This is a genomic window from Bacteroides ihuae, assembly GCF_900104585.1.
GTDB classification, from domain to species: domain Bacteria; phylum Bacteroidota; class Bacteroidia; order Bacteroidales; family Bacteroidaceae; genus Bacteroides; species Bacteroides ihuae.
On sequence record NZ_FNVX01000004.1, the window covers coordinates 374,834 to 395,052 of the forward strand.

The window sequence follows — 20,219 nt, forward strand, 5'->3', positions numbered from 1 at the left end:
ATAGAATTGATGCAGTATTTATTCTTCTGTGCATTTAATAGATAGTAAGACATAAATACTGGACCTAACTATAACAAGAGAAGGCGCAAAACTCATCCAGATTTCCATTCTATCTGTAAGAGGTTGCGCCTTCCAATTTCTATTTATTCAAGATCACTTACAATGCTTCTCTATCAATGCATCTACGGCTGTATCGCCCAACTCTTTGGCTTTGGCGAAACTGGCACAGGCCTCTTTTGATTGTTTCAATTGTATCTGGCAAATACCTTTCAAGCGATAAGCTTCCGCATACTTCGGATCAATAACTAATGCTTCATCAAGTACCTTTATAGCCTGTTCAAAGCGCCCCACGCGGAGATTTACAACAGATAGTTCGGCACGATAAGAAAGATCTTTAGGGCTGAGTTCAATAGCCTTGGCTATATCATCAAGCGCCCGTTGAAATTGCTTCGCTTTTAAACAAGCTTGCTCGCGATAGTAGTAGAACACATCATTCACCTTGCCACTAACAGCATCATAGTATGCATCATAATCGAGCATAGCTGCACGATATAGTTCGGCATCCATATTGATGCGCGCGCGTTCAAGAAGATAAGGAGAGGCATCTTCTGTATAAGGCTTTGTGCAAAGTGCCACACAACTATCCATCAAGGCAACAACTTCTTTAATATCGGCCTTCATCAATTCAAGCGTCTTTGCCGCACTATAGAAAGTGGCCGGTGAAGCCAGATTTGTACGATTCACCTTCTGGTAAAGAGCAAAGGCATCGGCATAACTTTGCTTGGTGAAAAGAATATCACCCTCTAACTGAATATACACAGGCAAAGAGTCTATCGCTTGAGCTGCACGTATTTCAGTAAGAGCTTTGTCATACGTCCAATCTTTGTACACCTTCTCTGGTTTACTCAGTTGATAGCCATAAATGAGCTTAGCAATGTTGTAATGCACATCATCTTTTTTCTTCGCGATCTTAAGAGCTCGCTCTAAGTCGGCTGCCCCTTTATCCATTTGAGCCATATCTTTCACGCCCAAATAAACATAATTACCGGCACGACGGATATATCCATCAACATTATCAGGATATTGAGCGACAAAATCATTCAGCAATTCGGTATACACTTCGGGGGTAGTTTGCGTTGAAGCCATATAAAGATATACCAATGCCTGATCTTCTGTATCCGGTAATCCTTTCTTTATATGTATACTTTGCAAAGCATTCTCATTCAACGAAAGAACACCGATACTTTGAGACATCACAAAAGAGGCACCCACCGCATAGCATACGGTAGTAGTATCTTTACCTGATGATTTCTGAACCAGGCCAAACACCTGTCCTTCGGCATCGGTAACAGGGCAACTCACCATTTTATCTTTAAGAGCCATGCTGAGTGTGTAATAGTGATGTGAACCACCAATTGTAGTCACCTCCTTTACCTTGCCCACCGTGCAAGAGCGATCTTTCTGAGTAGAATAAGGCAACAAGTAAGCATCAGCTCCCACAGCCTGAGCAACAGTCGCAATCTTCAGCGCGGTCACTTTTTTCTCTGAACGAACACGAAACTTAACCACATCGTAGATACTGTTTGCTCCCAAGATAGCTTCTACAGGCATCTGTTTGCCATCAGCATCCACTATTACTGCACGGTAAGCACCTTTGAGCAAAGAGTAGTCGGACAGCGCTACCCCATTTTCAGTAACAAAAAAGCCATTGCCTGTATTGAGTATCTTGTCTTCTTTATCGTAAGTAACAACAGAGAATACAGCCTTTTTGGCTTTCTCTACCCACTTAGGGGCCTGAGCCATGCTCCAATGTGCCAGCAGGCTGAATGCAACAAATAGTAGAATGTTCTTTTTCATGTTTTTATCTGATCGCTTATTTTAGATTAATGTTCACTCTCCTTGAATGCGTTGTTTCACTGCTTCGTAGATAAGAATACCTGCGGCTACGGAAACATTTAGAGACCCTATGCTACCAAGCATTGGAATCTTAACCCATTCATCGCATAAAGCAAGATGATCATAAGAAACTCCAGTGTCTTCAGCACCCATGATAATGCACAACGGACCTTTATAGTCAGCTTTGCTATAGTCATAATCTCCTTTTTCGGTGGCTGCAACTATTTTGAAGCCACTATCTTTAAGGTATTGAAGGGTTGTTTTCAGATTTTGCTCGCGGCAAACAGGTAATGTATGCAATGCTCCAGCTGAAGTTTTCACAGCGTCGGCATTCACCGAAACACTCCCTTTGGCAGGAATGATAACAGCATCAACACCGGCACACTCACAAGTACGAGCTATGGCACCAAAGTTGCGCACGTCGGTAATGCCATCGAGCATCACGAAGAAAGGGTTCTTTCCTTCCTCAAAAAGAAAGGGCACAAGTTGCTCGGTTTTTTGATAAGTGACAGAAGAAACAAACGCTATTACTCCTTGATGATTCTTACGAGTAACGCGATTAATGCGTTCAACAGGCACGCGTTGGACAGGGATAAGGGTTCCTTTGAGAGCAGCAAAGAGTTCCTTGGAAAGATCACTCTGAATATCTGTCTTTACTAAGATCTTATCTATTTCTTTTCCTGCTTGTATGGCTTCTATCACGGCGCGAACGCCAAAAATCATTTCACTATTGTCTGTCATCTTACGTTATTTACTTTTTTTCTTAATTGGGGTACAATATTACAAAACTATGCTGATACTATGGTTATGTTGAAGCTATTTTCTTTGTTTTGTTCTTTTTTCATCGTAAATTTCTTTCTTTTGCCTTGCCGCAAAAGAAAGAAACAAAGAAAAAGTCAAGGCTTCTTCTGCTACGCTACTGCAAAGATGTACTGCGCTACAAGCGATTCAACTCGCTTCGCTCAAACAAAATCGCTTGCTTAACGCTCCGTGCATCTTCTCCGTTTAACGCTACGCAAAAGAGGCCGGTCTTTCTTGCTTTAGTGGGGTGCGGCCGCTTTCGCTTTGCTTTGGATACTTTTTGTCTGATGTTTCTGCCTTCATTCCTCTGCCCTTTCTCTTCATTCTTCTTCTTCTTCTTCTTCTTCTGCTGCTTCTTCTGCTTCTTCTGCTGCTGATAATGATAATGATAATGATGATGATAATGATGATGATAGTGATGCAATTCTTCTTGGGGCTAACTATCTCTGAGATCATTTCCTCATGATGCTAATTATTTCTCTGAGATAATAGCCTTATAATGTTACTGCTCTGCATCTTCTACTAGTATTATTTTATCATTTTTCTTCTATTATTACTATTGCTTTACCACTGCTGCTTGCTTTTTCTGCTTTATAACTGTGGTACTATTACTTCTTCTTCATCACTGTTTCTCTTCTAATAGATTATTTGCTCTCTATTTATTCAGCCCCATCGGTTGTGCGTCCATTTACGTTTTATTCCTTTGCTCTATCATGTACTATTATAATATATAGATGGGAATTTTAATTCAGTGGGAAAGGCTGTTTTTATGTTGAATTGAGTTCTTTCTGGTTAGCTCTTCAGCAAAGCTTTGGCATTGTTGAGTGCTGCTTCAGTAAGCGTGGCTCCACTCAACATGTGAGCAATCTCTTCTACGCGTTCTTCGTTAGTGAGATGCCGGATATGACTATTCGTCTCCGTATCGTTATCTTGTTTATAAACTTTATAATGAGCGATGCCACGGGCTGCTATTTGTGGTAGATGGGTAATGCTAATCACCTGACGATCTCGCTGGCCCATCTCTTGCATGATGTCGGCCATGCGATCGGCAATCTCTCCCGACACACCTGTGTCAATTTCGTCGAAGACAATCGTAGGAAGTTTCACGGCTCCGGCTATCATCGCTTTAACGGAAAGCATAACACGCGCGATCTCTCCGCCGGATGCTACAGACGAGATGTTTTGCAACGTCCCGTTTTTGTTGGCCGAGAAGAGAAAAGAGACCGTATCCTCTCCCATCGTCCCGGGCTCTTTCTTCATTCCCATTTCTACTTGGAAACGAATATTGGGCATGCCCAGAGGTACCAAACGGGTAGCCATTTGTTGCTCTACCTCACGAGCAGCAATCGCTCGTTTTTTTGTTAGGGCAACAGCTTGTTTTTTCACCTTATTATAGATAGTATCCCGTTGAGCAGTGAGTTCGGCAATCTGTTCATCGAAAGAAGTGATGTCATCCAGCTTGGCACGATACTCTTCCATCAGCATCAGAAGTTCCTTCACCGTTTGCACACGGTGTTTCTGCTGCAAAGAGTAGATCAGGTTGAGTCTGTCGTTTACTTCGTCCAAGCGAACAGGATTGAATTCTATTTTTTCGTTCTGCAGACTCACTTCCTGAACAATATCTTTTAGTTCGATGTAGCTGCTCTCCATTCGTTTGGCCAACTCGCCTGCCGGAAGGTAAACTTTTTGTATAGCTAGCAAAGCAGCCAATCCATCCTTCATCGCAGAGAGTATTCCGACCTCCTCGCCTGCAAACAGTTGCTCCACCTTATATAACCCTGCTTTGATTTCTTCAGCGTGCGTCAATGTTTCCGCCTCCTGTTCCAACGTTTCCTGCTCCTCTTCATTCAGATTGGCCTCTTCGAGCTGTTGCAATTGGAAGCGGACAAAGTCTTCATCAGCTTTGTTTTGGTCAGAACGAACAATAAGCTCTGCCAATGAACGTTCCAGTCGTTTCCATTCTGCATACAAGCTTCGGTATTCATCAAGTTCCTTATCGTTATGCGCCAGGATATCGAGTACATTCAGTTGAAAACCCTCTTGGTTGAGCAACAGGTTTTGGTGTTGGGAATGCACATCAATCAGTTGCTCGCCCAGTTCTTTCACTTGCGCCAACGATGCAGGTGTATCATTAATGAATGCACGGCTTTTACCGGAAGCGTATAATTCCCTACGGAGAATGCACTCAGGCTCATATTCTAACTCATTATCTTCAAAGAAAGACTGCATGTTGTAAGCTGCAATATCAAACCGGGCTTCAATGACACATTTGGGTGCTCCCCGCCGAATAGATTTCACATCAGCACGCTGTCCGAGCAAAAGCCCTATGGCTCCCAGAATGATTGATTTACCGGCACCCGTTTCACCGGTAATCACCGAGAAACCTGTTCCGAAATTGATATCAAGCTTCTCTATCAATGCATAGTTCTGTATGAATAATGAACGTAACATGGCTTTATATTTAACTATTTACTACTTCTTTCTCTCAGCTAACAATTGAGATAGCCGATCAATAATATCATGCGCCACCTCTACTTTAGGTTTGAGGTCGTACTTCGTGCATCCCTGTCGGTCGATGATGCTAACCTTATTCGTATCGCAACGAAAGCCCGCTCCCTTATCATTAAGCGAGTTGAGCACGATAAAATCAAAATTCTTTCTTTCTAATTTTCCTTGAGCATGTTGCTGCTCATCGTTTGTTTCGAGAGCAAAACCCACCAAACACTGGTCTGCCTGCTTCATCTGTCCCAAGCATGCAGCGATATCTTGTGTCGGTTTCAGTTGAAGAGTCAACCCGTCGCCTTGCCGTTTCATCTTTTGATCAGAAACCACCTCGGGGGTAAAGTCGGCCACGGCAGCACAGAGTATAGCAGCATTCATTGCGGGAAAATGCTCCACAGCCACAGCATGCATCTGAGCTGCAGTTTCCACATTAATCCGCTGTATATTACGATGATGAGCCGTTTGTTGCACAGGCCCGGTTACAAGCGTTACTTCAGCTCCACGACGTGCACATTCTTCAGCCAGAGCAAAGCCCATTTTACCTGAAGAGTAGTTACCGATAAAGCGTACCGGATCAATCTTCTCATACGTAGGTCCGGCTGTAATCAGTATTTTTTTTTTATCTAAGTCAGTTTCCGATGCAAAGAATTCCTCTAGCACCTGAATGATATTTTCGGGTTCCTCCATTCTACCTTTTCCAACCAAGTGACTGGCTAATTCGCCTGTGCCCGGCTCTATGATGCGATTACCGTAAGAACGAAGCGTATCAATATTCTTTTGTGTAGAAGCATGAGCAAACATATCCAGATCCATGGCCGGAGCCACAAAAACAGGTGCTTTAGCAGAAAGATAAGTGGTGATAAGCATATTGTCGGCAATGCCGTTTGCCATCTTACCGATGGTAGAGGCAGAGGCGGGAGCGATAAGCATGGCATCCGCCCAGAGGCCAAGGTCAACGTGGCTGTTCCACGTACCATCTCGCTGAGCAAAGAACTCACTGATGACTGGTTTGCTCGTCAGCGCCGACAAAGTTATAGGTGTTACAAATTCTTTTCCTGCAGGGGTTATAACCACCTGCACTTCGGCTCCTCGTTTTATGAGTCCACGTATGATGTAGCACGCTTTATAAGCAGCGATGCTACCCGTTATTCCGAGTATTATTTTTTTCCCTTGCAAAAAAGAGTCCATTCTTTTATTTTTGGTTCTAATATCTTTTAGTTCTGTGCTCATTCTTTCTTTTGCCTTGACGCAAAAGAAAGAACCAAAGAAAAAGTCAAGGCTTCTTTTGTTACGCTACTGCAAAGATGTACTGCGCTACAAGCGATTGAACTCGCTTCGCTCAAACAGAATCGCTTGCTTTACGCTCCGTGCATCTTCTCCGTTTAACGCTTCACACAAGAGGCCAATCCTTTCTTTTTTACTCCACTTTGCTTCGCTCGTGGTTCATTTTATTTAGTGCCAGTCAGTTCTCTTAAGCGAATTTTAGTAAGCACAGCTTTTGTGTTGAGTGTAAAGTCGCTATTCACTATCCAGCTATAATATCCGGGATCCTTCTTTAGCACATCAGATACTGACATACCCTTATATTTACCAAAATTGAAGATCTCTGTACCCTTTTCATTATACACCATTCGTCCGGCAAAGTCCACATTTTTGTTGTGAGCAGAGAAATCAGCAAGAAAGGCCATGTCATTTTGTAATTCCGAATAGCGATCAAGTTGAGACATTAGCACCTCATACGTAGCACGAGTGTCAGCTTCAGCTGTATGTGCATCTTCCAAGTTCTTTCCACAATAAAACTTATAAGCAGCGGAAAGCGTGCGTTGTTCCAATTTGTGGTATATCACCTGTACATCAATAAATTTACGACGACTCATATCAATATCTACCCCGGCACGAAGAAACTCTTCAGCAAGCACGGGAATATCAAAACGATTGGAATTAAAGCCAGCCAAATCAGCTCCCTCAATATCATTGGCAATGTTCTTTGCTACCGCTTTAAAAGTAGGACAGTCCGCTATGTCGGCATCGTAAATACCATGTATGGCAGAAGATTCTGCAGGAATATGCATTTCGGGATTAATACGCAATGTTTTAGACTCTTCATTCCCATTAGGATGGACTTTAAGATAACAGATTTCGACAATGCGGTCTGCGTTAATATTAATACCCGTAGTCTCCAAATCAAAAAAGACAATCGGGTTTTTCAGGTTTAATTTCATTCGTTAATTTTATATTGCAACACTTCATCAAAAGAAGAGAAGAAGCGTTAGTATTTCAAAAAAGAGCGTCCAATTAAGCGTTTATACACACCCAAAGAGAGAGCGGCCGCACCAGTACTGGATCGATTGTAAAAGATGTGATCAAAAGCCCAAGACCGGCCTCTTGTGATGTGCGTAAAGCGGAGATGATGCCCGTGGCGTGAAGCAAGCGATTTTGTTTGAGCGAAGCGAGTTCAATCGCTTGTAGCTACGAGTATCGCCGTAGTAGCACATCACGGGAAGCCTTGACTTTTTCTTTGTTACTTTCTTTTGCGTTAAGGCAAAAGAAAGTAAGATCAATCATTCAACATCATCGGCATTAACAACATCAACAAGTCTTCATTTTGAGCCTGCTCTACCGGAACAATAACGCCCGCACGCGATGGATCAGCTAATTCTACAACCACTTCGGTAGCCGATATATTATTCAGAATATCAATCAAAAAAGTAGATTTAAAACCAATGCTCATTGCTTCACCAGAATATTGGCAAATCAAGGTTTCTTCAGCCGAAGTTGAGAAATCAATATCTTGTGCAGACACCACAATTTGGTTTTCTTGTACGCGAAGTTTTATAAGACTACTTGATTGTGAAGAAAAGATAGACACACGGCGCAATGCGCCCATCAGTTGCGCACGGTCAACGGTAACTCTATAAGGGTTATTTTGTGGAATTACAGAATTATAGTTTGGATAGCGTCCTTCAATAAGGCGACACACCATGCGATAATTTTCAAGTGTAAAGATGGCATTTCGTTCATCAAACTCGATTGTCACGCTTCCTGATTCTTTAGGCAGTAAATTCTTCAGCATATTAGCCGGTTTTTTGGGCAAGATGAAAGCAGCACGTTCTGTTCCTTTGGCCGCAAGAGTCTTGCAGCGTACTAATTTATGCCCATCCGATGCCACCATCGTTATATCATCAATGGTAATATCAAAATAAACACCATTCATCACAGGTCTCAATTCGTCATCTGCCGTAGCAAAAATGGCGCGATTAATGCCCGCTAACAGTACTTGAGCATCCATTTGCACACGTACAACGCTATTTTCGCCAAGAGCGGCCGAACGAGGATATTCTTCAGCATTCTGCCCCATAAGGCTGTACTTGCCATTCATGTACTGAATTTCAATTTCATACGTTTCGGCGTTTACTTGAAATGACAGCGGCTGTTCAGGAAGTTCTTTCAATGCATCAAGCATGGTTTTTGCCGGTATAGCAAATGATCCATTAACATCACTATCATTTACCTCAATTGTAGTATCCATCGTTGTCTCACTGTCTGATACAGTTACAGACAGCGTTCCATCTTCGAGCCGAAAAAGGAAACAGTCCAATATAGGCAACGAATTTTTGGAATTAATAACGCGGCTGACAGCCTGTAAATGGCTGGATAACGCAGTACTTGAAACGATAAATTTCATATATTTTTGTTTTTAGTTTTTATAAATTTCCGAATACATTTTGTGCTTTACCAGAGGCTCAATGCATTTCATTTTTGCATTGTACAAAGTTAGCAAAAGATTGTGTCAGTACAAAAAAACAACGAGAAAAAACGATTCATCATCGTTTTGTTTCACAGAAAATTGTAACTTCGCCGCCGAAATTAAAAATACAACAAATGGATTTTAGTGGAAAAATAATCGCCATACTTCAGCCCAAAGGCGGATTATCAAAGGCTGGAAACGAGTGGAAATCTCAAGAATATGTGATCGAGAACCATGATCAATATCCTAAAAAAATGTGCTTTGAGGTTTTTGGAGTAGAAAAGATAGAGCAATTTGCCATTCAAATGGGAGAAGAATTGACTATATCATTCGACATTGATGCCCGTCAGTGGCAAGATCGTTGGTTCAACAGTATGCGAGCTTGGAAAGTAGAGCGTATCAACGCAGGTGCACCTGTCGCCACCGGCTCTCCCGTCCCTCCCCCTCCCCCAACAGCCATGCCAGATTTCATTTCCGGCGATGCAAAAGATGACCTTCCATTCTAAATTAAAGGATTAAGAGGCTTCCAGCAACTGCATTGAGTTAAAAGTAAAAGTAAAATAAAATCACCGTGTTATTTTATATAGCACGGTGATTTTATTCTATTAATTAACCTGCTCATTTACTTTTATAAAGCAAAATCACATTAGGAAAGACCCCTCCATTAGTACACGTAATTTGTATTGAAAGAATAAAATGACTAAAAAAATCCGGATAGCGGAAAAAGAAAGCAGGTATCAAACGTGCGTAACCCTCAGGTTGAGCAAAAACATCCTCCAAATCAGCCATTAGCATGAAGTTATAAGAAGTAGACAAATTGGCTATTCGCCCTTCATAGGTAGGAGTTTTGTCAAGTACTTGCTTCTCATCCAACAAACGAATATAAGCTGATAAGCTTCGTAAATCCGCTCCAACAAGTAGTGAATTATGATAAAAACAAGCATAAGACAATAGAGACGAGGAGGTAATGCCTGTGAAGCGTGAAAACAGAGTATTCTGAGGCATGAGAAAGAATGTATAAATACTCTTTTTTGTGCGAAATGGAATTTGTTGGGGCATAAAAGGAATAGTCGACTTCAATGATACTGAAGCAAGAAGGTTGCGTAACATTCGTTCTGCCTGTGGTTCATCAATCAAAGGAATACTCAGTATTGCACACGGATTTGCAATCGTATCCGAAGCATGGAAGAAACAAGAAGTTATACTACCATCAACATTATCTTTCAGAAAACAAACCAATTCATCATCTCGTAGACGAATATAATTGGAATAAGTTGTTGTAGCATAATTATGCGAAAAGACATAATCAAGCATCACTCTTTGGCTTGATACAGAGCGTCTACTAAAAAAAAAACGTAGAGACTGGAAGCATATCCCCCGAAAGGCCCTCAACGGGCGCCTGACAACGAAGAGCATTCATAAACGTGAGGCAGCTATCAACATTATGACTCACTCCTGATAAATAGACAGCGGAAGCGTTTATCCTCAAGTCAAACTCAGTCCACCCACCCAACATAGAAAACGAGGGAATAGTATCAGAAACCTTTCCCATAGGAACATGAAGCATACGAATATATATACTCGCGCCAGAATTGACCTTATTCTTTGTGTGCACTCGTCTAAATGCAACATCATCTAACAATGACTTACCTGAAACACGAGCATCTATAACCTCTTCAATAAGTTTTTTTTGATAACTAACCGCTAAAAATTCAGGCGTAAAATAGCAAGAAAGAAAATCTCCATCTATCATAGAATAAATGTGTATTTTCTCTCCTCTATAATCAAAGGATTTAGAGGGATATACTCTCGAACAGTATTTGCGAATAAAACTATCCAGCAATTCATCATCGTTCGGCCCCAAGCAACAATAGAGTACTTGGTCACGATCACTATCAGGAGCATGAAAGCTAATAAGCATTTTGTTCATTTGTTCGCTGAAGCCGTGAGCCGTTTCTCCAGACAACGACTGGAAATGCGACTGAATCATTGAAAACAGGCGAGAAACGTGAAGATAATTTCCATCCTCACTACTGCTCATTTTATTTATATTATCTATAAAAGAAGCCATATCATTCGTTTCAAAGATAGTATGGGCATCTTGGGGAACAAGGGTATAAAGATTAAAATCTTTTTTTTCTTGGGCAGCACTAAGTTTGAAGTAAAAATACAGGCCAAAGCCTGCGCAAAGCAGTAATATAGAGGAGAAGACAGCGACCTTTATTAAAACACGAGGTTTCATAGTGCTCGAATATTAAACCAACACCACAAACCTACACATTTTTTTTGAATTATTAAGCAAAAATCAAATTAAAACGTTATTTCTTCTCCATCATAAGCAAAATGAACATTCTCCGGCAATAGTTTTTCTACCGTAGCATGCAAGCCCATGTGGTGACTCATGTGAATAAAGTAAGTTTCGCGTGCACCAATTCGACGAGCTGCTTCAAGTGCCTGCTCAAGTGTTTGATGAGTCATATGCGATTCAATACGCAAAGCATTCATCACCAACAAGTCGAGTCCGTGAAGCTGATCAAAAGACTCGTCGGGCATAGTGAGCATATCCGTAATATAGGCCATCCGACCGATACGATAACCCAAAATAGGCAAACGTCCGTGCATCACACGCAACGGCAAAATCTCTGTATGATTTATAAAGAACGAATGATTTACCTCAACCTCATTCAACTCAATAGCAGGCACACCAGGGTATTTATGCTCCAAAAAGCAGTAAGGCATACGTGTGCGAAGGCCATAGGCAGTCGTGTTTTCAGCAAAAACATTTACTTCACCAAAACGGCAGAACGGACGCAGATCATCCAAACCACCCACATGGTCATAGTGCTCATGAGTAATCAAGACACCATCTATCTGACGAAAAGGCAAATGTATCATTTGTTCCCTGAAATCGGGTCCACAATCAATCAAAATCAAAGCATCACCCGTATCTATAAGAGACGAAGCACGTAAACGATTATCTCTCGGATCTGCAGAGACACAGACAGGGCACGTACAACCTACCTCAGGCACCCCCGTAGATGTTCCACTTCCAAGTATTCTTAGCTTTCCCATATTATACAAATTTTACTTCCGGAAAAATAGCAACAGCAAATTTATCAAATACAGATTTCTTTATCTCTTGGGCTAATGCAGCCACTTCACGACCTTTTGCTCCACCTTTGTTGATGAGCACCAATGCTTGCTTATCGTGCACACCCGCAGCCCCTATTGCCCGACCTTTCCATCCACACCGATCTATCATCCAAGCAGCTGGAATTTTCACCCATTCCTCGTTCACATCATAATGAGGCATCTCTGGATACTTTTGTATAAGAGTCTCGTACTGTGTACGCTTCACAACAGGATTCATAAAGAAACTTCCCGCATTACCCATCACTTCTGGATCAGGCAATTTACTTTTACGTATATCTACAATGACCTGACGTATCGTTGCTAAAGTCGGCTCACCCGGGTATTTTTGTAATTCCTCGGCAATACTTCCATATCCCAAGTTAAAACATGCCTTCTTACTTAACTCGAAGCACACAGACGTTACTATACAATTTTTCATCTCAGGCTCTTTAAAGATGCTGTGTCGATAACCGTACCTACATTCCTGTAGAGAATACACCTGCTCATTGCCATTCATATCTATTGTGGCAACACTATGAATGATATCTTTCACTTCCACTCCATACGCACCAATATTCTGCACAGCAGAAGCACCGACTTCGCCGGGAATCCATGAAAGATTTTCTGTCCCATACCAACCATGTTCTACACAATAAGCAACAAAATCATCCCACACCACACCTGATCCTACACGAACAAAGACGGCATCAGTCGTTTCTTCTAGCAACTCGATGAGATGGATATGCGAATGCAAAACAACACCATTGAAGTCACCTAAAAACAACAAATTACTTCCACTGCCAATATGAAGCCACGGATCGGCTATTCGCCCCGACGTTAGTAGCTCCCGAAGATCATCTACCGTATCGTATTCTACAAAACGAGTAGCTTTTACGTCAATGCCAAAGGTGTTATGTAAAAGAAGAGAATAATTATTATATTCGCGTATCATCGTTTTTCGGTTTTTACGTTCTAAATACCTGTATCCTCAAATTTATAGAGTTCCCATTTACCGCCTTTACGTTGAAAATAGAGTAAATTAGAGAAGCCATTGCCCACGCCTTTCAGTGCTAAAATCTTTGTTTGTGAGTGATCGTTATTGCTCTGTCCGTAATTAATATTTGACAAACGATCTTTAGGAAGAGGAGGTTTAAAAGCAAACCATTGATTAAGTTCCAACGTCGTTTCCAAAATAGAAAAATCATCATCAGGATCATTAGTTACAAAAACAAGTGGCTGGCGAATTCGTTCACACTGAAACAGACTATCGGATGCAAAGCGAGAGAAAAATTCGACAAAACGTTCATCATCACTCTCCGCTATAGGTCTCAAGTTAATTGCTTCAAGCATCCAACAACCCTTCATCCGCTGAAAATAATATTTCTTCACCATGCGGGTTTTCATATATATCCATTCCACTTGTACCGAGTTAATATCCGTATCACCAACTATATCCATATCTTTCTCTTTATCAAAAAGCAAGGTATAGTATGATTGCTTCGTAAAGAGTACATCGTGCTTCCAATAGCGTTCTTCAATTTTAGAAGGCACTTCTCCGTTATAGTAAGGTAAAGGAAAAACTATTCTTTGATGCTGAAATTTATCATCAGAAGCAAATGTATAAATAAAATCATTAAAAGATTCATCTGCCTCAGTAGGAATTGGAGCCTGAGGCTTATTCTCGCCAACAGAATCCTCTCGTTGCATAACTGAATCCACCAAACTGGTTATTGGCGCAAAAGGGTCGATGCTTGGCTTCTTATTATTACAAGAAGCAAAAAGATTCAAAATTACAAAAACTCCTGCAATTATCTTTTTCATCTTTATTCGGACACTAAGGCCGCTTTGTTGAATAGTTTATTTCTTAGTTTTTCGAGCATATCCGTGGTCATGCTCTCCAGATTGTAAGACGGCCGCCAATCCCATTCTTGACGAGCACAAGTGTCGTCCATCGAATCTGGCCAGCTATCAGCTATGCTCTGTTTCAGTGGATCCACATCGTACACCATCTTAAATTGGGGCATCTGTTTGCAAATAGAAGTATAAATAGTTTCGGGGGCAAAGCTCATGGCTGCAATATTAAAGGAGTTACGATGCATCAGACGTGTTGGGTCGGCCTCCATCAGAGAGATAGAAGCATTGAGTGCATCAGGCATGTACATCATATCCATCAATGTACCTTCTTTAATCGGACATACAAATTTCTCTCCACGCACAGCAGCATAGTATATATCCACCGCATAGTCAGTCGTTCCACCTCCCGGAGGAGTCACGTTCGATATTATACCAGGGAAACGCACTGAACGTGTATCGACACCATATTTATGATAATAATAATCGCTTAATAACTCTGTGGTGACTTTTGTAACACCATACATGGTACGTGGTCGTTGAATAGTATCCTGCGGAGTCATCATGTGAGGTGTTTCCGGACCAAAAGAACCGATTGAGCTGGGAGTAAAAACAGAACAATGATAAGCCCTAGCAATCTCCAAAACATTCCACAATCCGTCGATCCCGATTTTCCAAGCCAACACAGGTTTTGATTCAGCCACAACAGACAGCAGAGCTGCCATGTTATAAATAGTATCTATACCATGTTCTTTTATTACAACTTCTATCGATGCTGCATCGGTAACATCCACTATGGCCGATGGTCCAGATTCTTTTAACTTGCCGCAGGGTGCAGCTCCCGGAATGTACCCGGCCACTACATGATCACCTCCGTAGCGTTTTCTCAATTCCATTGTAAGCTCCGAGCCAATCTGCCCGGTAGCTCCAATTACCAAAATATTCTTCATTATTCTTTACTATAACCTATTTTCAGTAAAACGGCGCACAAAGTAAGCACTTTTTTTTCATTTTAAGAGCAAAAAGAAATTGTTTATTCCAATAAAAAGAGTGTCCTTTGCATATAATTCAAAAACAAGTTACTATGTACGGTAAAATGAAAGAATACCTCGGAAACACATTGACCGAGATAAAGGAAGCTGGCCTTTACAAAGAGGAACGGCTTATTGAAAGTGCGCAACAAGCAGCTATAATTGTAAAAGGAAAAGAAGTGCTCAATTTTTGTGCAAACAACTACTTGGGTCTCTCTAACCATCCTCGCTTAATTGCTGCTGCACAAAAGATGATGGATCGCCGTGGATACGGAGTATCATCTGTTCGCTTCATCTGTGGCACTCAAGACATTCATAAAGAACTAGAAGCTGCCATTTCTGATTATTTTCAAACCGAAGATACAATTCTCTACGCTGCCTGCTTCGATGCCAATGGTGGTGTGTTTGAACCTCTTTTTACTGAAGAAGATGCTATCATCTCCGATTCATTGAACCATGCTTCTATTATTGACGGAGTGCGATTATGCAAAGCGCAACGTTATCGTTATGCAAACGCTAACATGGATGAACTTGAGAAGTGCTTGCAGTTATCACAAGCGCAACGTTTTCGGATTATTGTGACAGATGGTGTATTCTCTATGGATGGCAACGTAGCTCCATTAGATCAAATATGTAATTTAGCCGAAAAATATGATGCACTAGTTATGGTAGATGAGTCTCACTCTGCCGGAGTAGTCGGTGCCACGGGACACGGCGTGAGCGAACTTTATCAAACTTATGGCCGTGTTGATATTTATACAGGAACACTTGGCAAGGCATTTGGTGGAGCGATGGGAGGTTTCACTACCGGACGCAAAGAAATTATCGACCTTCTACGTCAACGAAGTCGCCCCTACTTATTTTCTAACTCTGTAGCTCCAACAGTTGTTGGGGCAGGTATAGAGGTATTTCACATGTTGAAGGAAAGTCATGAATTACATGACAAGTTGGTTGAGAACGTCACCTACTTCCGTAATAAGATGTTGATTGCCGGATTCGATATCAAGCCTACACAAAGTGCCATCTGTGCAGTGATGCTCTATGACGCGAAACTCTCTCAAACCTATGCAGCCCGCATGCTCGAAGAAGGCATTTATGTCACGGGGTTCTATTATCCTGTGGTGCCCAAAGAACTAGCACGCATTCGCGTTCAGCTCTCTGCAGGGCACGACAAAGCTCATTTGGACAAATGTATAGACGCTTTCATCAAAGTAGGTCGTGAATTGGGAGTTGTAAAATAACAAAGCCTTATTCAGCTCCTATTTATAAAAAATCAACAGTACTTCCTTTGTCCGTTCAAAGGAAGTATTGTTTTATCTATCAGTATCTAAAACAAAACAGTTCTGAAACAATTTTGTTTGCCTAGCTGTTATTGGAATAAACTTTGTACAAATGGAAGAAATAACCCTAACCACTCCCGCCCTACTTTTCTCTGCTATTTCATTGATTTTATTGGCTTATACAAACCGATTTCTATCCTATGCACAATTGGTGCGTACTCTCAAAGATCGATATGAAGAAAACCCGTCTGCCGTAGCTGCAGCACAAATTGCCAATCTGCGCAAACGTCTTTATCTCACTCGCACCATGCAAGAACTCGGTATAGGCAGTCTATTTCTCTGCGTAGTAACGATGTTTCTTATTTATGTCGGCCTACTCACCTTATCCGCCTATGTATTTGGTTTGGCACTACTTCTACTGATCGGTTCGCTAGGAGTATCCTTACGTGAAATACAAATTTCAACCCACGCACTAGAACTTCATCTAGGAACAATGGAAGGTAAAAAATAATCTTGGTGCTATTTTTCATTAGCCACATAATATCTATTTAGTACAATGTACATTGCAATTTATGCAAGCTATGCGTAATTATGATAAAACGGTAGTTGCACTTTGTTTCATTTTATGCTATTTTTGCTTCATCTAAGTTCAAGTACATACATAAATACAAAGACTGAATTCCATAAACAAAATTAATCTAGGAAATAGATTCAAGAGAGGTTTATTCTCTCTATTTCTTATCATTACTACTTCCAACAGTTTCGCTCAATATCTGTGCACTCCTTATTTTATGGATAATGAGAGTAACCGTTTACAACTCAATCTGGCTTTACCACCTATACGAGGATACGTAAATCTTCCTGTCATTGGCCCATTTCAAGCGAGTGCTTCTTCTAATGCAATCGGAGTCAATGATGTGATCGACATAATCAATACCAAAGAAGACTTTTGGACTAACGACAAATTCTTTGATCGACTAAAGACAGATAATAAAGTAAACGTTAATTATGAAGACCGATATTAATACCACTATACCTAGAACGATGATGGATTATCTTCGCGAAGCAACAACACAAATAGCGGGTTGAGTGATAAGTATAGCATAAAGAGCAAAAAAGGAACGCCATGGTCTATTCTGAAAACGGAATCGGAACAGCTACCGGCGGTTATGTGTTAGACGTAAAGTATTGATACCCCAAAATCAAAACCCACCTCTCTAGCGTCCACTTTGGTTTTAGGTGGAGAATATTCTTTCTTCAAAAACAAGCTGGGATTCGAAATATTATCCACGACACATTTTTGCGAGCCTGAAACAATTTCGAAATTAATTTTTTCAGCCAATTATCGTCCTAAGAACTGGTTTAATGTAGCGCTTAGCTATTCTGTTATGCAAAATGATAGAAAGACATTCGGACTAGGACTCAAGATTGGCCCTGCCTTCATAGGCACAAATTACATGTTTTTAGGTAACAGTTCGGAGACAAAAAACAAAAATGCATACTTGGGCATATCCTTCCCTCTAGGCAAAAACAAACACATACCTCGCAATAATTAAGAATAAAGAAACACTCAATAATTAAAGGTGAACAATATTTTGCGATCACCTGATCATTGAGTGCTTATAAAGGTTTCCGGCCTTTCAGTCGGCAACTTCATGACATTTATTTCAAAACAGGGACAGGTTTCCACCCACTCTTCCGGCTCTATTACTCCATTGCCATTCTGCTCAGAAGTAAGGTCTCGGTATCCGTATATACGCACGCCTGAATAATCGATTTGGAGAGTTTTGATCAGTACTTGCAAGAAATATTTCTGCGATGGGCTACTTAGAGATCGTACCCAGTGGAATATCCATCTTCTTTTGTGCCGAACAATGGGTGACAATTAAATCTATTTTCTCATATTTCTTTAAATACACTACAGCTTTGTATTACTTTTTCTCCTTTGTTTTGGCGCAAAGAAGATACGTGCACCCATTGCGCTGTAGGATCAGCAGTTTTTCCTTCGCCACTATCATCCTGGGGAGTCATGCTATCTTACAAATCAACCCTTTCATACAACCTATCACGTTGATAATAAATAAAATAAAGGCATCTTACAAACAGTACCTAACCAAATATTCAGCCACAATATAATAAATAGAAGTATTTAAAGATAAGAGTGTATTGTGAAGTCAGTTTTAGCCGTGTTCCAACTCTTAAAAATTTCATTATCATAATCTTTTATTACCAAATACACTTTTCCAAACTTTAAAGTAGTTTTTATTTTTATTCATTCCTTATTATATTATTATTATTTTTATAGTCCAATTAAGGCAACGAGCACAAATATAAATATAATAATTGACATAAATACCTTTTAACGCATTCAATATGTCTTAAATAATTACGTTAATATACATGTATATTTATTTTTCATAAAAGAACATATACCATAATGTATTGTTTGAATTTAATACAAATAATATTATACATTATGGAACAAAAAAATTACTCAGAACAAAACAAAACAAAAAGAATGAATTCATTGCATGCTTTCGTATCACAACTGACCGCCGAATTAACCGAATCAGGGCGACACGCCACTGCCCGTTCCTATGAAAGCGCCTTAAAACGGCTAACCTTGTTTACCCGGAATGAAAAAATCACGTTTGTGGAATTAACGCCTTCCTTGCTCAAACAATATGAGCAACACCTTTACGCCGACGGTTGCAAGCGCAATTCCGTTTCCCTGTACATGCGAATGTTACGTTCCATCTGCAATCAGGCTCGCCGGTTAGGAATCGCCGATTTCCAGGCAGGATTATTCGACGACGTGTTCACCGGCACCGAGAGTTGCCGCAAGCGCGCCGTATCTCCCGACATCATCCGGCGCCTGTATGAGTTCGACCTGAATGCGGAAACTTCCGCCCTGCGTTTCAGTCGGGACATGTTCCTGTTGTCATTCTATCTGCGAGGTATCCCTTTTGTCGATCTTGCCCACCTGCGAAAGAGTGACCTTGAAAAAAACCTGCTCACTTATCGGCGCAGCAAGACGGGACGGGAACTCACCGTCAGTCTGGAACCCTGCGCGCTGGCCATCCTGCGCAAATACGCCCTCTTGGTCGAAGGCTCCCCCTACTTGTTGCCTATTATTAATCGCATAGGTAAAAACGAATACAGTCAGTACCAGAGCGCCTTGCGGCTCTACAACTACCATCTGGGACGTATATCAAAGCTGATGGGGTTAAAAGAGAGCCTGACCTCTTACGTAGCCCGACACTCATGGGCCACGGCGGCCTACAGGGAAGGTATTCCCGTGGCCGTGATCAGCGAGTCTCTGGGGCACAGTTCGGAGAAGGTGACCTACAACTATCTGGCCTCGTTCGACAACCGCACGCTCAAGCGGGCAAATCGCAAGGTCATAGCACTGATCATGCCTCAAACGACCAAACTGCGATTTGCCAAGGGTAGTCCCGGCCTACCAGAAACACCTTGTCTGGCACCGAAGCCTAAATGGGGAAACAAGGTGTTGGGCTAAAAAAAACAAAGCGTTGTTTTTCCAACGGAAGGCGTTCCGCAGGGACAACAAGTAAGGCCGTTACGAAATAGAAGATATGGGATGAAAGTATTTGCCACAAGGCGCTAGAGAAGATTTCATTATTTCTGTTACTTCACAGGTAACGGAAAAATTTGATTTGGCAAATATTGAACTATTTTATTTAATAACCAAATAAAATCATAATAAATTAATATTTTATATTAAAAAAATATTCCATTAGCCTTCTAAATACTCTCATAAATATGTTAAATAGTTATTTTATGTGTATATTAATATATTAGTATTAAATATTAAATATATACGTACATTTCCTTATGTCTGAATGACTTTTTTTTATATTTATTTTAATAAATATAACTTTTATTCCATTTCTCCATTTTATCTTCCTCACAATTCTGTAAACGTAACAAGTGTAAAATAGAGATAATAAAGAAGTG

At 40.9% G+C, this 20,219-nt stretch carries 20 protein-coding genes; 6 read left to right on the forward strand and 14 right to left on the reverse strand.

Features of this window, described 5'->3' with window-relative positions; genetic code table 11:
* Window positions 1-153: 153 nt before the first annotated feature.
* The 7 genes from BQ5338_RS02340 to dnaN all read right to left on the reverse strand — a co-directional run bounded on the left by BQ5338_RS02340 (window position 154) and on the right by dnaN (window position 8,884).
* Window positions 154-1,857 carry a tetratricopeptide repeat protein gene (locus BQ5338_RS02340; protein WP_071145214.1) on the reverse strand — a complete coding sequence of 568 codons (1,704 nt, stop codon included), beginning with the start codon at window positions 1,855-1,857 and terminating at the stop codon, window positions 154-156.
* 33 nt (window positions 1,858-1,890) lie between these two features.
* Window positions 1,891-2,637, reverse strand: coding sequence for a 23S rRNA (guanosine(2251)-2'-O)-methyltransferase RlmB (gene rlmB / locus BQ5338_RS02345; protein ID WP_071145215.1), 747 nt, complete (start codon window positions 2,635-2,637; stop codon window positions 1,891-1,893).
* A 196-nt stretch (window positions 2,638-2,833) separates the two neighbouring features.
* Entirely contained in the window at window positions 2,834-3,121 is a 288-nt protein-coding gene (locus tag BQ5338_RS16800) for a hypothetical protein (RefSeq protein ID WP_071145216.1), read from the reverse strand.
* A 368-nt stretch (window positions 3,122-3,489) separates the two neighbouring features.
* Window positions 3,490-5,148, reverse strand: coding sequence for a DNA repair protein RecN (recN, locus tag BQ5338_RS02355; RefSeq protein WP_071145217.1), 1,659 nt, complete (start codon window positions 5,146-5,148; stop codon window positions 3,490-3,492).
* Window positions 5,149-5,169: 21 nt separating this feature from the next.
* Window positions 5,170-6,387: a bifunctional phosphopantothenoylcysteine decarboxylase/phosphopantothenate--cysteine ligase CoaBC gene (coaBC, locus tag BQ5338_RS02360; RefSeq protein WP_071145834.1), complete on the reverse strand. Its 1,218-nt coding sequence runs from the start codon at window positions 6,385-6,387 to the stop codon at window positions 5,170-5,172.
* Between the two features lie 260 nt (window positions 6,388-6,647).
* Window positions 6,648-7,421 (reverse strand): 3'-5' exonuclease, encoded by a 774-nt coding sequence (locus tag BQ5338_RS02365; RefSeq protein WP_071145218.1) that lies wholly within the window; start codon window positions 7,419-7,421, stop codon window positions 6,648-6,650.
* 335 nt (window positions 7,422-7,756) lie between these two features.
* Entirely contained in the window at window positions 7,757-8,884 is a 1,128-nt protein-coding gene (gene dnaN, locus BQ5338_RS02370) for a DNA polymerase III subunit beta (RefSeq protein WP_071145219.1), read from the reverse strand.
* 197 nt (window positions 8,885-9,081) lie between these two features.
* Here dnaN and BQ5338_RS02375 point away from each other — a divergent pair, with 197 nt between their 5' ends.
* On the forward strand, window positions 9,082-9,453 hold the full coding sequence (locus BQ5338_RS02375) for a DUF3127 domain-containing protein (RefSeq protein WP_071145835.1): 372 nt from the start codon (window positions 9,082-9,084) through the stop codon (window positions 9,451-9,453).
* Between the two features lie 112 nt (window positions 9,454-9,565).
* On the opposite strand, the gene BQ5338_RS17010 is transcribed toward BQ5338_RS02375, so the two are convergent.
* From BQ5338_RS17010 to BQ5338_RS02400, 6 genes are all read right to left on the reverse strand, one after another.
* Complete coding sequence (locus BQ5338_RS17010) at window positions 9,566-10,261, reverse strand: hypothetical protein (protein ID WP_235816358.1); 696 nt, start codon at window positions 10,259-10,261, stop codon at window positions 9,566-9,568.
* 28 nt (window positions 10,262-10,289) lie between these two features.
* Complete coding sequence (locus tag BQ5338_RS17015) at window positions 10,290-11,189, reverse strand: hypothetical protein (protein ID WP_235816359.1); 900 nt, start codon at window positions 11,187-11,189, stop codon at window positions 10,290-10,292.
* A 68-nt stretch (window positions 11,190-11,257) separates the two neighbouring features.
* Window positions 11,258-12,019 (reverse strand): MBL fold metallo-hydrolase, encoded by a 762-nt coding sequence (locus tag BQ5338_RS02385; RefSeq protein WP_071145220.1) that lies wholly within the window; start codon window positions 12,017-12,019, stop codon window positions 11,258-11,260.
* A 1-nt stretch (window position 12,020) separates the two neighbouring features.
* A complete protein-coding gene (murB, locus tag BQ5338_RS02390) occupies window positions 12,021-13,031 on the reverse strand; it encodes a UDP-N-acetylmuramate dehydrogenase (protein ID WP_071145221.1) in 1,011 nt (336 codons plus the stop codon).
* A gap of 20 nt (window positions 13,032-13,051) precedes the next feature.
* Window positions 13,052-13,900, reverse strand: a complete 849-nt coding sequence (locus tag BQ5338_RS02395) for a DUF4348 domain-containing protein (RefSeq protein WP_071145222.1) — start codon at window positions 13,898-13,900, stop codon at window positions 13,052-13,054.
* Window positions 13,901-13,902: 2 nt separating this feature from the next.
* Window positions 13,903-14,880, reverse strand: a complete 978-nt coding sequence (locus BQ5338_RS02400) for an NAD-dependent epimerase/dehydratase family protein (RefSeq protein WP_071145223.1) — start codon at window positions 14,878-14,880, stop codon at window positions 13,903-13,905.
* Window positions 14,881-15,014: 134 nt separating this feature from the next.
* Here BQ5338_RS02400 and kbl point away from each other — a divergent pair, with 134 nt between their 5' ends.
* The 4 genes from kbl (at window position 15,015) to BQ5338_RS17020 (ending at window position 17,797) form a co-directional block, all read left to right on the forward strand.
* Window positions 15,015-16,202: a glycine C-acetyltransferase gene (kbl, locus tag BQ5338_RS02405; protein WP_071145224.1), complete on the forward strand. Its 1,188-nt coding sequence runs from the start codon at window positions 15,015-15,017 to the stop codon at window positions 16,200-16,202.
* Between the two features lie 151 nt (window positions 16,203-16,353).
* On the forward strand, window positions 16,354-16,752 hold the full coding sequence (locus BQ5338_RS02410) for a DUF2721 domain-containing protein (protein WP_071145225.1): 399 nt from the start codon (window positions 16,354-16,356) through the stop codon (window positions 16,750-16,752).
* 280 nt (window positions 16,753-17,032) lie between these two features.
* On the forward strand, window positions 17,033-17,266 hold the full coding sequence (locus tag BQ5338_RS02415) for a DUF5723 family protein (RefSeq protein WP_071145226.1): 234 nt from the start codon (window positions 17,033-17,035) through the stop codon (window positions 17,264-17,266).
* 162 nt (window positions 17,267-17,428) lie between these two features.
* The gene (locus BQ5338_RS17020) at window positions 17,429-17,797 is read left to right on the forward strand and encodes a DUF5723 family protein (RefSeq protein ID WP_394331126.1); all 369 of its coding nucleotides are present in this window, start codon (window positions 17,429-17,431) and stop codon (window positions 17,795-17,797) included.
* A 343-nt stretch (window positions 17,798-18,140) separates the two neighbouring features.
* Here the strand turns inward: BQ5338_RS17020 and BQ5338_RS17105 are convergent, their stop codons facing one another.
* Window positions 18,141-18,272, reverse strand: a complete 132-nt coding sequence (locus tag BQ5338_RS17105; protein ID WP_262483067.1) for a hypothetical protein — start codon at window positions 18,270-18,272, stop codon at window positions 18,141-18,143.
* A 445-nt stretch (window positions 18,273-18,717) separates the two neighbouring features.
* Between BQ5338_RS17105 and BQ5338_RS16465 the strand changes: the two genes are divergently transcribed.
* On the forward strand, window positions 18,718-19,761 hold the full coding sequence (locus BQ5338_RS16465) for a tyrosine-type recombinase/integrase (RefSeq protein ID WP_078063364.1): 1,044 nt from the start codon (window positions 18,718-18,720) through the stop codon (window positions 19,759-19,761).
* Window positions 19,762-20,219 lie beyond the last annotated feature (458 nt).